General features: G+C 65.5%; 11 protein-coding genes. 10 read left to right on the top strand and 1 reads right to left on the bottom strand.

What is annotated here, in order from left to right; translation table 11 throughout:
- Nucleotides 1-309 precede the first annotated feature (309 nt).
- Nucleotides 310-1,905: an ABC transporter substrate-binding protein gene (locus HAP40_RS34900; RefSeq protein WP_166812749.1), complete on the bottom strand. Its 1,596-nt coding sequence runs from the start codon at nucleotides 1,903-1,905 to the stop codon at nucleotides 310-312.
- A 211-nt stretch (nucleotides 1,906-2,116) separates the two neighbouring features.
- Here HAP40_RS34900 and HAP40_RS34895 point away from each other — a divergent pair, with 211 nt between their 5' ends.
- From HAP40_RS34895 to HAP40_RS34850, 10 genes are all read left to right on the top strand, one after another.
- Nucleotides 2,117-3,775 carry an ABC transporter substrate-binding protein gene (locus tag HAP40_RS34895; RefSeq protein WP_166812751.1) on the top strand — a complete coding sequence of 553 codons (1,659 nt, stop codon included), beginning with the start codon at nucleotides 2,117-2,119 and terminating at the stop codon, nucleotides 3,773-3,775.
- A gap of 191 nt (nucleotides 3,776-3,966) precedes the next feature.
- Entirely contained in the window at nucleotides 3,967-4,920 is a 954-nt protein-coding gene (locus tag HAP40_RS34890; protein ID WP_166812753.1) for an ABC transporter permease, read from the top strand.
- A 2-nt stretch (nucleotides 4,921-4,922) separates the two neighbouring features.
- Nucleotides 4,923-5,825 carry an ABC transporter permease gene (locus HAP40_RS34885; RefSeq protein WP_166812755.1) on the top strand — a complete coding sequence of 301 codons (903 nt, stop codon included), beginning with the start codon at nucleotides 4,923-4,925 and terminating at the stop codon, nucleotides 5,823-5,825.
- Nucleotides 5,826-5,829: 4 nt separating this feature from the next.
- The gene (locus HAP40_RS34880) at nucleotides 5,830-6,891 is read left to right on the top strand and encodes an ABC transporter ATP-binding protein (RefSeq protein ID WP_166812757.1); all 1,062 of its coding nucleotides are present in this window, start codon (nucleotides 5,830-5,832) and stop codon (nucleotides 6,889-6,891) included.
- Entirely contained in the window at nucleotides 6,888-7,085 is a 198-nt protein-coding gene (locus HAP40_RS34875; protein ID WP_166812759.1) for a hypothetical protein, read from the top strand. The genes HAP40_RS34880 and HAP40_RS34875 overlap by 4 nt, the downstream gene beginning before the upstream one ends.
- The gene (locus tag HAP40_RS34870; protein ID WP_166812761.1) at nucleotides 7,082-8,497 is read left to right on the top strand and encodes an amidase; all 1,416 of its coding nucleotides are present in this window, start codon (nucleotides 7,082-7,084) and stop codon (nucleotides 8,495-8,497) included. The genes HAP40_RS34875 and HAP40_RS34870 overlap by 4 nt, the downstream gene beginning before the upstream one ends.
- Complete coding sequence (locus HAP40_RS34865) at nucleotides 8,494-9,471, top strand: ABC transporter ATP-binding protein (protein ID WP_166812763.1); 978 nt, start codon at nucleotides 8,494-8,496, stop codon at nucleotides 9,469-9,471. Before HAP40_RS34870 ends, HAP40_RS34865 begins: the two co-directional genes overlap by 4 nt.
- 249 nt (nucleotides 9,472-9,720) lie before the next feature.
- The gene (locus HAP40_RS34860) at nucleotides 9,721-9,990 is read left to right on the top strand and encodes a GlsB/YeaQ/YmgE family stress response membrane protein (RefSeq protein ID WP_008541453.1); all 270 of its coding nucleotides are present in this window, start codon (nucleotides 9,721-9,723) and stop codon (nucleotides 9,988-9,990) included.
- Between the two features lie 279 nt (nucleotides 9,991-10,269).
- Nucleotides 10,270-12,018 (top strand): type I secretion system permease/ATPase, encoded by a 1,749-nt coding sequence (locus tag HAP40_RS34855; protein WP_166812765.1) that lies wholly within the window; start codon nucleotides 10,270-10,272, stop codon nucleotides 12,016-12,018.
- On the top strand, nucleotides 12,015-13,349 hold the full coding sequence (locus HAP40_RS34850) for an HlyD family type I secretion periplasmic adaptor subunit (RefSeq protein ID WP_166812767.1): 1,335 nt from the start codon (nucleotides 12,015-12,017) through the stop codon (nucleotides 13,347-13,349). Before HAP40_RS34855 ends, HAP40_RS34850 begins: the two co-directional genes overlap by 4 nt.
- Nucleotides 13,350-13,480 lie beyond the last annotated feature (131 nt).

Below are 13,480 nucleotides of genomic sequence, written 5' to 3'. Positions count from 1 at the left end.
TGCTGTCGTCCCCGCGAAAGCGGGGACCCATAACCCCAGGGAGAAGTCGTAGCGCGAGATCGATAACTCCTGGTCTTCGCCAAACCATTCCCTGTGGTTATGGGGCCCGGGCTCGCGACTATGTCGCGCCCCGGGACGACAGCCGAGTTTGACACGGCGGTGTGCGTCTCATCCGCGCCGCCAAACATCAATTCCCGTATGGTGGGCAAAGGCGCGTCAGCGCCGTGCCCACCACATCTCTCCGCATCGGCTTGAGGTGATGGCACGTTTGCGCTTGCCCGCCCTATTACGGCTGTGTTTGCCGCGCCCTCACTCCAGCCCGATCGTCGTCAGATCCTGGAACCAGTGCTGCGCCTGCACGAACTGCTTGATCTTCGGCGACAGCGCGTGCGGGTTGGTGTCGTGGACGACCCAGACCAGCGCGGCGTCGTCGACGATCAGCGCGTGCGCCTGCGCCAGCAGCTCGTCCTGTTTGGCGGCATCGAAGGTCTGCTTGGCCTCGTCGATCAGCGCATCCACCTTCGGGTTCTTGTAGCCGCCCCAGTTCACGCCCACGGGTGCGATCTGGCCCGAGTGGAAGAAGCGGACGATGGCGTAGAGCGGGTCGGAGGTGACATAGGCAATGTTGTTTGCGGTGATGCCCGCATTCATCTCGTCCGCCGCACCCTTGCGCCAGTGGGTATAAAGCGTCTCGAGCTCGACCACCTTGAAGTCGATCTCGATGCCGATCTCCTTGAAGCTTTGCTGCAGAAATTCGTTCATCGGCAGCGACAGCATCTGGCCGGTGCCGCCTTGCGCGATGATGAAGGTGGCCTTGAGCGGCTTCGCCTTGGAGTAGCCGGCTTCCTCGACCAGCTTCTTCGCGGTGGCGAGATCATACTTCAATTCGAAGCTCGGCTTGCCGAACCACGGGCTCGACGGATCGACCTGTCCCTTGGCGGGCTTTGCCAGCCCGTTCATCAGGCCGACGACTGCGTCGCGATCGATCGCGAGGTTCAGCGCCTTGCGCAGGCGGATGTCGGTCCAGGGCGAGCCCGGCAGCATGCTGAGGTGATAATTCCAGACATGCGGCGTGACGTTGTCGACGAGCTTCATGCCGGCTGCTTTCAGCTGCGGCACGGCATCCGGCGCCGGCGTCTCGATCAAATCGACCTGCCCGGCGAGCAGCGCGTTGGTGCGGGTCAGCGCTTCCGGCATCGGCACCAGCACGATCTTGTCGGCCTTGGGGATGCGCTTCTTGTTCCAGTAGTCAGGATTTTTGGTGAGCTCGGCGAGCTCGCGCGGCACCAGCTTCGTCAGCTTGAACGGGCCGGTGCCCGAGGGCTGGCTGGCGAACTTGTCCCAGTCCTTGCCGAGCTTGTCGTATTGCGCGGGGCTCGACACCAGGAACCACAGCATCTGATAGGGAAAGAAGGAATCGACCGTCTTGGTGGTGATCTCCACGGTGAAATCGTCGATCTTGGCGTAGCCGGCGACGGAGGGCAGGCGGGTCTTCACCTGCGCGCTCTGCCGCTTGTCGAATTGCGGCGCCTTGTCGTTGAGCACCTTGTCCAGATTCCAGATCACCGCATCGGCGTTGAACTCGCTGCCGTCGTGAAACTTCACGCCCTTGCGAAGCGCAAAGCGCCACTTGGTCTTGTCGGCATCGTCGACCTTCCATTCGGTCGCAAGCCCCGGCACCAGCTTGCCGGGGCGGTCGGCGACGTCCATCTCCCAGGCGACCAGGGGATCGTAGATCGTGTAGGCCGTGAACTGATAGGCGCCGGCGCCGCGGTCGGGCTGCCCCGTCGTCAGCGGGATGTCGGCCATGGAGATGCCGTAGCGCACGACGCTCTCGGCGCGCGCCGAGATTGCGGAGGCCGCCAGCGCAAGCACGGCGAGACAGGTCGATAATCGAATACGCATGGTCCCAAAGCTCCAGGGAAGACATCGAGGGAATTCGGAACCGGGCTTGCAATCTTGATGCCAGAATAGGCAGCGCGACGCGCTTACCCACGCGCGGGCCACAAGGACTTGTCGTCGCAGTGACAAATTGCAGAATAAGTTTCTCATTGGCATAGCCATTGCATACCATTGCATCAAAAATAGTCATCGAAGCCGGAAAGGGATTGAGGCGATGCTTATGAAGAAGACGACACGCGCGGCATTGATCGCGGCGCTTGCTCTAACGACGGCGGCTGCATGGCCGCGGGTCGTGAGCGCCCAAACGGTGCTGCGGATCGGCATGACCGCTGCCGATATTCCGCGCACGCTGGGCCAGCCCGATCAGGGCTTTGAAGGCAACCGTTTCACCGGCCTCACCATGTATGACGCGCTCACCGGCTGGGACCTGTCCTCCGCCGACAAGGCGAGCGTGGTGATCCCGGGCCTTGCCACCGAGTGGAAGGTCGACGATGCCGACAAGACCAAATGGGTGTTCAAGCTGCGCCCCGGCGTCACCTTCCATGACGGCTCGCCGTTCAATGCTGACGCCGTGGTGTGGAACGTCGAGAAGGTCTTGAAGCAGGACGCGCCGCAATTCGACGCCAGCCAGGTTGGCGTCACGGCTTCGCGCATGCCGACGCTGGCCTCCGCCAGGAAGATCGACGACATGACCGTCGAGCTCACCACCAAGGAGCCCGACAGCTTCCTGCCGATCAACCTCACCAACCTCTTCATGGCGAGCCCGGCGAAGTGGCAGGCCTTCTATGACAAGGCCGAAGGCGCCGACGCCAAGGCGAAGTCGCAGGCTGCCTGGACCGCCTTTGCCAAGGACGCCTCGGGCACCGGCCCGTGGAAGATGGCGAGCTTCACGCCGCGCGAACGGCTCGAACTCGTCAAGAACGCCAATTATTGGAACAAGGATCGCGTGCCCAAGGTCGACAAGATGGTGCTCTTGCCGATGCCGGAGCCCAATGCGCGCACCGCGGCGCTGCTCTCCGGGCAGGTCGATTGGGTCGAGGCGCCCGCGCCGGATGCGCTGCCCGAGCTCAAGCAGCGCGGCTTCAAGCTCTACGCCAACGAGCAGCCGCACGTCTGGCCGTGGCAGTTCTCGCGTATCGAAGGCTCGCCCTGGAACGACATCCGCGTGCGCAAGGCGGCCAACCTCTGCATCGATCGCGAAGGCCTCAAGGACGGGCTCCTTGCCGGCCTGATGGTGCCCGCGACCGGCACCTTCGAGCCCGGCCATCCCTGGCGCGGCAAGCCGAGCTTCCAGATCAAGTACGACAAGGCGGCTGCGCAAAAGCTGATGCAGGAGGCCGGATACGGCCCGAACAAGAAGCTGACGGTGAAGACCCAGACCTCGGCGTCCGGTTCGGGACAGATGCAGCCGCTGGCGATGAACGAATATCTCCAGCAGGCACTGGCCGACTGCTATTTCGACGTGAAGCTCGACGTCATCGAGTGGAATACGCTGTTCACCAACTGGCGCCGCGGCGCCAAGGACCCCAGCGCCAACGGCTCGAACGCGACCAACGTCACCTATGCGGCGATGGACCCGTTCTTCGCGCTGGTGCGCTTCCTGCAGTCGGGCATGGCGCCGCCGGTCTCGAACAATTGGGGCTTCATCAACGAGCCCAAGTTCGACGAGCTCGTAAAGAAGGCGCGCCAGACCTTCGATCCCGTCGCGCGCGATGCCGCGCTCGCCGAGCTGCACGCGGCCTCCGTCGACGATGCCGCCTTCCTCTACGTCGCCCACGACGTCGGCCCTCGCGCCATGAGCCCGAAGGTGACGGGCGTCGTGCAGCCGAAGAGCTGGTTCATCGACTTCTCGCCGGTGTCGATCGCGAAGTAGTCTATCGGCTTGCTCAGTGCACCCTCTCCCCTTGTGGGAGGGGGTGGTTTCGCGACAGCGAAGCCGGGTGAGGGGTCTCTCTCCGCGGAGAGGCTCTCTCGTTTGAAATGCGGTAGTCGCGGAAACAACCTCTCATCCGGCGCTTGCGCGCCACCTTCTCCCACAAGGGGAGAAGGAAGAAAGAACCAAACGTGCTTGCCTATATCGCCAGACGCATCGTCTACGTCGTCCCAATCGTCATCAGCGTGGCGCTGGTGTGCTTCCTTCTTGTGCACATCACGCCGGGCGATCCGCTCGTCGCCGTGCTGCCGGCCGACGCCTCGCAGGAGCTCGCTGCGCAGTTGCGCGCCGCCTACGGTTTCGACAGGCCTCTGCCGGTGCAGTTCGGGCTGTGGCTGCTCCGGGCCCTCCATGGCGATCTCGGCAATTCCATCGCCACCGGGCGCCCCGTGCTTGCCGAGGTCATGCGCGCGGTCGGCAACACCGTCACGCTGGCGATCGCCGCCGCGATCATCGGCTTCACCATGGGCATCCTGCTCGGGCTGATCGCCGGCTATTTCCGCGAGACCTGGATCGACAAGGTCGCGACCTCCTTCGCCATCGCCGGGGTCTCGGTGCCGCATTACTGGCTCGGCATGCTGCTCGTCATCATCTTCTCGGTGCAGCTGAACTGGCTGCCTGCGGTCGGCGCCGGGCCCAGCGGCTCCAATTCCTGGGCCTGGGACTGGGCGCACCTGAAATATCTGGTGCTGCCGGCGATCACGACATCGGTGATCCCGATGGGCATCGTCACCCGCACGGTACGCGCGCTGACCGGCGACATCCTCAGCCAGGATTTCGTCGAGGCGATGCGGGCCAAGGGCCTGCGCGAAACCGGCGTGTTTCGCCACGTCATCAAGAACGCCGCACCCACCGCGCTCGCGGTGATGGGGCTTCAGCTCGGCTACATGCTCGGCGGCTCGATCCTGATCGAGACCGTGTTCTCCTGGCCAGGTTCGGGCTTCCTGCTCAATTCGGCGATCTTCCAGCGCGACCTGCCGCTGCTGCAGGGCACGATCCTGATCCTGGCGCTGTTCTTCGTCTTCCTTAATCTGCTGGTCGACATCGCCCAAGCCGCGATCGACCCGCGCATCAAGCGGGGCTAGCGATGAGCGAGCTTCCGTTGTCCGCCACCAGCGACGCCGCGCTCCAGGCCGCGCCCGCGACCAAGGCACGCGGCTATTGGGCGACGGTCGGCCGCCGCATCGCGCGCGACAAGGTCAGCATGGCCTGCGCGCTGGTGCTGCTGCTGATCTTCCTGTCCGCGATCCTCGCGCCGTGGCTGGGTCTCGAAGACCCCTACAAGGGCTCGATGATCCGCCGCCTGCGCCACATCGGCACGGCGGGCTATCCGCTCGGCACCGACGAACTCGGCCGCGACATGCTGGCGCGGCTGATCTACGGCGGACGGCTGTCGCTGGTCATCGGCATTCTGCCGGTGATCCTCGCCTTCTGCATCGGCACCTCGCTCGGTCTCGTTGCAGGTTATGTCGGCGGCAGGCTCAACACCGCGATCATGCGCACGGTCGACGTGTTCTATGCCTTTCCGTCGGTGCTGCTGGCGATTGCGATCTCCGGCGCGCTCGGCGCCGGCATCCTCAACTCCATCGTGTCGTTGACCGTGGTGTTCGTGCCGCAGATCACGCGCGTCGCCGAAAGCGTCACCACGGGCGTGCGCAACATGGATTTCGTCGAGGCCGCGCGCGCCTCGGGCGCCGGCGCCTTCACCATCATGCGGGTGCACATCCTCGGCAACGTGCTGGGCGCGATCTTCGTCTATGCCACCAGCCTGATCTCCGTCTCCATGATCCTGGCCGCCGGTCTCTCCTTCCTCGGCCTCGGGACAAAACCGCCGGAGCCGGAATGGGGATTGATGCTCAACACGCTGCGCACCGCGATCTATGTCAATCCCTGGGTCGCAGCATTGCCGGGCGCGATGATCTTCGCGGTCTCGATCTGCTTCAACCTGCTCTCGGACGGCCTGCGCAGCGCCATGGACATCAGGAATTAGGGCCATGAGCGAGAGCAGCACGTCCGTCGAAATGCTGGAGCAAGTCGAGGACCGCGGCGGCGTCGCGCAGCCGCTGCTTCAGGTCAACGGACTGACCAAGCATTTTCCCGTGCGCGGCGGCCTGTTCGCCGCAAAACGCACCGTGCGCGCCGTCGACGACGTCTCCTTCACTGTCGCGAAGGGCGAGACCGTCGGCATTGTCGGCGAGTCCGGTTGCGGCAAGTCGACCACCGCGCGCCTCTTGATGCACCTGATGCCGCGCGACGACGGCGACATCATCTATGACGGCATGACCGTCGGCCAGTCGCTGAGCTTGCGCGAGCTCCGCCGCGGCATGCAGATGGTGTTCCAGGATTCCTACGCCTCGCTCAATCCGCGCCTGACGATCGAGGAATCGATCGCCTTCGGTCCCAAGGTCCACGGCATGGCCGACGGCCCAGCGCGCACGCTCGCGCGCGAGCTGCTCGGCAAGGTGGGCTTGCGCCCGGAAAACTTCGCCAATCGCTATCCGCACGAGATCTCCGGTGGACAGCGCCAGCGCGTCAATATCGCGCGTGCGCTGGCGCTGTCGCCGCGGCTGGTGATCCTGGATGAGGCCGTCTCGGCGCTCGACAAATCCGTCGAGGCCCAGGTGCTCAATCTGCTCGCCGATCTCAAGCGCGAGTTCGGCCTGACCTATCTGTTCATCAGCCACGACCTCAATGTCGTTCGCTACATCTCGGACCGCGTACTGGTGATGTATCTCGGCGAGGTCGTCGAGCTCGGCCCGGTCGACCAGGTCTGGGACCAGCCGGCGCATCCCTATACGCGCGCGCTGCTGGCGGCGATGCCGTCGTCCGATCCTGACAGGCGTACCGAGACGCCGCCAATCACGGGCGATCCGCCCAATCCGATCGATCCGCCCCCGGGCTGCCGCTTCCACACCCGTTGTCCGTTTGCGGAGCCGCTCTGCGCAAATGCGACACCAAAGCTCACCGCGCTCGATAATATGGGCCACGAGGCCGCGTGCTACATGGCGATACCGGGTTCAGGCCATAGCCGTGCGCCCAGGGAGAAGACCGCATGACGAGACCGACACCGAAAGAGATCAAGCCGATCGCGCAAGTGGCGGGTGTTCCCGTGGATGACGAGATCGCGACGCGCATCTCCAATGCCATCGGGCCTGCCTTCGAGGGGTTCGAGGCCATTGCCGGCACGCTGCCGTTCGACCTCGAGCCCGCGCTCTATCCGGTCGTGCAGACGCAGAAGGTGTCGAAATGAGCACCGAGCCCGCACTGATGACGCTCACCGAGGTCGCGCGTGCGATCGCGGCAAGGCAGCTGTCCTCGCATGAGGTGACGCGCGCGCTGCTGAAGCGCATCGCGCAATGGCAGCCGCATCTCAACGCCTTCATGTCGATTGAAGCGGAGGCGGCGCTGAAGGCGGCCGAGGCCGCCGATGCCGAACTCGCCAAGGGCGATGTCCGTGGCCCGCTGCATGGCGTGCCGCTGGCGCACAAGGACATGTATTACGATGCCGGCAAGGTCTCGACCTGCGGCTCGCTGATCCGCCGCGACTTCGTGCCGACCGTGACCTCCACCGCCTTGCAGCGGCTGAAGGACGCCGGCCAGCTACGCCTCGGCACGCTGCACCTCGCCGAATTCGCCTATGGCCCGACCGGGCACAACGCCCATTACGGGCCGGTGCGCAATCCCTGGAACGTCGCCCACATCACCGGCGGATCCTCGTCCGGCTCCGGCTCGGCGGTTGCCGCGCGCCTGACCTATGCGGCGCTCGGCTCCGATACCGGCGGCTCGATCCGCATGCCCGCGCATTTCTGCGGCGTCACGGGCCTCAAGACCACCGTCGGCCGCGTCAGCCGGGCCGGCGCGATGCCGCTGTCGCAATCGCTCGACACGGTCGGCCCGCTCGCCCGCACCGCCGAGGATTGTGCGCTGCTGCTGGCGCTGATGGCCGGTGCGGACCCCGCCGATTCCACCTGCAGCCACGAGCCGCTCTCGGACTACGTCGGCGCGACCAAGGGCTCGCTCAAGGGCCTGAAGATCGGCGTGCCGAGTTCCTTCTATGTCGACGATCTCGACGGCGAGGTCGCGCGCGTGCTGGAGGAGACCATCGCGGTGCTCAAGCGCGAGGGCGCCGATATCGTCAAGGTCGAGCTGCCGGACCAGCGGCAATTGTCCTCGGCGAGCCAGCTGGTGCTCGCCGCGGAAGCCGCCGCCTTCCACAAGCGCTGGATGATCGAGCGTCCGCAGGATTACGGCCCGCAGGTTTTGATGCGGCTGCAGAACGGGCTTGCCGTTCCCGCCATCACCTATCTCGAGGCGATGCGCTGGCGCGGGCCGGCGCTCGCCGCCCACAACGAAGCGACCGCGCGCGTCGATGCGGTGATCGCGCCGGCCTCGCCCGTGCCGGCGCCGACGATCGAGGAGAGCGATGTCGGCGGCGGACCGAACGCGCCGGCCATGGTGCAGCGGCTGACGCTGTTCACCCGCCCGGTGAATTTCCTCGGCCTGCCATCGCTCACGGTGCCCTCGGGCTTCACCAAAACCGGCCTGCCGGTCGGCATGCAGCTGATCGGCCGCTCTTTCGATGAAGCGACCCTGCTCACCATCGGCGCCGCCTTCCAGCGCGTGACCGACTATCACGATCGATTGCCGAAACTGCCGTCATGACCAAACTCGTCGAGATCTCAGGCCTCAACATCCGCTTCACCGGCGAGCGCACGGTCTATGCCGTGAACGATCTCAGCCTCTCGCTCGGCAACAGTGAGGTGCTGGGCCTGCTCGGCGAATCCGGCTCCGGCAAGAGCGTGACATTGCGTGCGCTGATGCGGCTGCTGCCGAAGAAGCGCACGCAGATCTCGGGCACGGTCAACGTCATGGGCCGCGACGTTCTGGCCATGAACGACGAGGAGCTGTCGTCGTTCCGCGGCCAGACCGTGTCGATGATCTTCCAGGAGCCCGCGCTCGCGCTCGATCCGGTCTACACCATCGGCGCGCAGATCGCCGAAAGCGTGGTGCGCCACGAGGGCAAGAGTTTTGCGGAGGGGCGGGCGAGGGCGCTCGATATGCTCGAGGTCGTGCGCATTCCCTCGGCAAAACGTCGCCTCGATGCCTATCCGCACGAAATGTCCGGCGGCATGCGCCAGCGCGCGATGATCGCGCTTGCGCTCGCCTGCCGGCCGAAGATTTTGCTCGCGGACGAGCCGACCACGGCGCTCGATGCCACCGTCCAGATCCAGATCCTGTTGCTGCTGCGCGAGCTGCAGCGCGAATTCGGCATGTCCGTCATCTTCGTCACCCACGACATCGGGGTCGCCATCGAGATCTGCGATCGCGTCGCGGTGATGTATGCCGGCCAGATCGTCGAGCAGGGGAGCCTGCGCGACATCGTCCGCTCGCCTGTGCATCCCTATGCCAAGGGCCTGCTCGCCTCCACCATCCATGGCGCCAAGCGCGGGGCGCGGTTGGAGACGATCCCGGGCACACCGCCCTCGCTCTCCGAGAAGCCCCACAACTGCTCCTTCGCCCCCCGCTGCAAGCTCACCGAGCCACGCTGCCTGGAGCAACTGCCGGGGAATGTGGAGGTCGGGCCGGGCCGGGCGGCAAGGTGCGTGCTGGCGGAGCGCGTCACGGCAGTGTCGTAATCGTCCGCCCGCAGCCGCCCCATTTGCCGCTGGACGCGCTCGGCCCGTTTTGACGGGGACAAATGAGGAGCAGGGCGTGCTCCTCACGTCAAAATTCCCCTGCGACAACATCGACTTGGCTACTGTGCATGGGGTTGTTTTCGACAATATTGTCCGCGCAGGCCAACCAGCACGCCGCGCGCAGCATTCACACCTCATTCATCCCGGTTCCCGTTCCATGCGGGCGTTCAAGGAAGAGGGACTTGGCTGATGCACATTTCCAACGAAGGCCTGCTCGTCATCCTGTTCGTCGGCCTGGTCGCCGGCTGGCTCGCCGGGAAGATCGTGCGGGGCGCTGGATTCGGTATCATCGGCGACATCGTGATCGGCATCGCCGGCGCGCTGGTGGCGAGCCTTCTGTTCCCGAAGCTCGGCATCCGTCTCGGCACCGGGCTCGTCTCCGAGATCGTCTATTCCGCGATCGGCGCGGTCATTTTGCTGCTGGTGGTGCGGCTGGTGCGTGGCGGGGGCAGACTCTAGCCCGCATCGGCAGACCGGAACCTTCAGCCTCGCCATTTCCCCGGAAGAGGCTGAAAGCCTGCAAGAAAAAGCCGCACCCCTGTGAAATTCCGGACTTGCGCGGAAGGCGATCGGGGGTAGATGTGGGACCATCAGGGCCCGGATTATTTTCGGCTGCGTTGGACCGCCGGAAAACAGATGTTAATCCGAGGCGAGTACCCCTGAATCGTCTTTGAAATCAGGGGCTTTGTCCCTTACCTGAACAGGGGCTTCGCCCCGTGTCCGAAAGAGATCAGACTGATGGCAGCCATCCCTGGCGTCCGCCGTTCGGAGCTCGGTGACGCCTTGCGTGCTTGTCGCACGGCGTTCGTCGGCGTCGGCTTGATGAGCTGCATGATCAACCTGCTCTATCTGACCGGGTCGATCTTCATGCTGGAGGTCTACGACCGGGTGCTGCCGAGCCGCAGCGTTCCGACCCTGGTCGGCCTCATCATCCTCGCCAGCTTCCTTTACATGGCGCAGGGCGTGCTCGACATGATCCGCAACCGGATCCTGGGACGGATCGGCACCGCGCTGGACGAGGCCCTCAACAAGCGCGTGTTCGACACCATCGTGCGCCTGCCGCTCCTCGTCGGCAGCCGCAACGAGGGTCTCCAGCCGCTGCGCGACCTCGACAATGTCCGTTCCTTCCTCGGCGGCATGGGCCCGAGCGCGTTCTTCGACTTGCCGTGGCTGCCGCTCTATCTCGCCATCTGCTTCGCCTTCCATGTCATGATCGGCCTCACCGCGCTGGTCGGCGCCATCATCCTGGTCGGCCTGACGCTGGTCACCGAATTCATGTCCCGCCAGCCGGCGAAGGAGGCGATGGGACTTGCCGCCCAGCGCAACGATCTCGCTGCCGCCAGCCGCCGCAACGCCGAGGTCATGGTGTCCATGGGCATGGCCGGCCGGATGAACCAGCGCTGGAGCGAGGCCAACGAAAAATATCTCGCCGGCAATCAGCGTGCGAGCGACGTCGCCGGCGGTCTCGGCGCGGTCGCCAAGGTGCTGCGCATGATGCTGCAATCGGCCGTGCTCGCGGTCGGCGCCTATCTCGTCATCCACCAGGAGGCGACCGCCGGCATCATCATCGCCGGATCGATCCTCTCCGCCCGCGCGCTGGCGCCGGTCGATCTCGCCATCGCGCACTGGAAATCCTTTGTCGCGGCCCGCCAGAGCTGGCAGCGCCTGACCCGCCTGTTGGAGCAGATGCCGGCCCAGGCGATGCCGACCCAGCTGCAGGCGCCCACCAGCCGGCTCTCTGTCGAAGGCGTCGCCATGGTGCCGCCCGGCGACCAGCGCGTCATCGTGCAGGACATCACCTTCGCGCTCGCCGCCGGCAACGGCCTCGGCGTGATCGGACCGAGCGGCTCCGGCAAGTCGTCGCTGATCCGCGCGCTGGTCGGTGTCTGGCAGCCGGTGCGCGGCAAGGTGCGGATCGACGGCGCCGCGCTCGACCAATGGTCGAGCGACGTGCTCGGCCGCCACATCGGCTATCTGCCGCAGGACGTCGAGTTGTTCGGCGGCACCATCGCGCAGAACATCAGCCGGTTCGATCCTGCGGCCACCTCCGATGCCATCATCGCCGCGGCCAAGGAGGCCGGCGTGCACGAGATGATCATCAAGATGCGCGAGGGCTACAACACCCAGGTCGGCGAGCAGGGCGCCGCCCTCTCGGCAGGCCAGGCGCAGCGCGTGGCGCTGGCGCGCGCACTCTACGGCAATCCGTTCCTGATCGTGCTCGACGAGCCCAATTCCAATCTCGACACCGAAGGTGACGAGGCGCTGACCCGCGCCATCCGCGCCGCACGCGAGCGCGGTGCCATCGTCGTCGTGGTGGCGCATCGGCCGATCGGCGTCGAGGCGGTCGACCAGATCCTGGTGCTGCGCGACGGCCGCATGCAGGCCTTCGGTCCGAAGGAGCAGGTCCTCGCCCAGGTGCTCCAGCCGCGCGTGACGCCGCCGGCCCCGATCAAGATCGTCAGCGAAGGTGGAGTGCCCAAGCCATGAGCACGTTGGCGATCGGCGGCCCTAAGCCCTCTGCGACGAAGACCGTGCGCGATTCGATCAAGTTTCACCTGATGCTCGGGCTCGGGATCGTGCTGGTCCTGGTCGTCGGTCTCGGCGGCTGGGCGTCCACTGTGCTGATCTCGGGCGCGTTGATCGCGCCGGGCCAGATCGTGGTCGAATCCAACGTCAAGAAGGTGCAGCATCCGACCGGCGGCGTGGTCGGCGAGGTGCGCGCCCGCGATGGCGACGTGGTCAAGGCCGGCGACGTCGTGGTGCGGCTCGACGACACCGTCACCAAGGCCAACCTTGCGATCGTCACCAAGAACCTCGATGCCGCGCAGGCCCGCGCGGCGCGACTGCAGGCCGAGCAGCGTGGTCTCGACAGCATCGAATTCCCGCAAGGCCTGATCGAGCGAGCCAACGATCCCGACGTCAAGGCACTGCTATCCGCCGAGACCAAGCTGTTCGATGTCCGCGTCAATGGCCGCACCGGACAGAAGGCGCAGCTGCGCGAACGCATCACGCAGCTCAACGAGGAAATCTCCGGCCTCAGCGCCCAGGAGAAGGCCAAGGATCAGGAGATCTCGCTGGTGCAGAACGAGCTCACCGGCGTGCGCGACCTCTACGACAAGCGTCTGGTGCAGATCTCGCGCCTCACTCAGCTCGAACGCGATTCGGCGCGCCTCAACGGCGAGCGCGCGCAGTACATCGCATCGCGCGCCCAGGCCAAGGGCAAGATCACCGAGACCGAACTCCAGATCATCCAGATCGACAAGGATGTGGTCAGCGAGGTCTCCAAGGACCTGCGCGAGACCAACGACAAGATCGGCGAGCTGATCGAGCGCAAGGTCGCCGCCGAGGACCAGCTTCGCCGCGTCGACATCCGCGCGCCGCAGGACGGCATGGTGCTGCAATCGACGGTGCACACCGTGGGCGGCGTCGTCACCGCAGGCGATGCGTTGATGCTGATCGTGCCGCAGGCCGACGACCTCCAGGTCGAGGCCAAGGTCAACCCGGTCGACATCGACAAGCTCCAGATCGGCCAGAAGACGCTATTGCGCCTGTCCGCCTTCAACCAGCGTACCACGCCCGAGCTCAACGGCGTCGTCAGCCGCGTGTCGCCCGACGTCACCACCGACCAGCGCACCGGCCAGAGCTACTACACCATCCGCGTCTCGATGCCGCCGGAGGAGATCGCCCGCCTCGGCGACGTCAAGATGATCCCCGGCATGCCCGTGGAAGCCTTCGTGCAGACCGGCGACCGCACCATGCTGTCCTACCTGATGAAGCCCCTGCACGACCAGCTGATGCGCGCGTTCCGCGAGAAGTGACGCGCGACAGCGCGTCATCCTTCCTCGTCATTGCGAGCGCAGCGAAGCAATCCAGCCTGCCTCTGCGGACAAATTTCCGGATTGCTTCGCTGCGCTCGCAATGACGACTTTGCTGCCAGTTTGCTATACTG

The organism is Bradyrhizobium sp. 1(2017), assembly GCF_011602485.2.
Lineage (GTDB): Bacteria > Pseudomonadota > Alphaproteobacteria > Rhizobiales > Xanthobacteraceae > Bradyrhizobium.
Note: the sequence above shows the minus strand (reverse complement) of the source record. Positions and strands in the feature narration are given on the sequence as shown.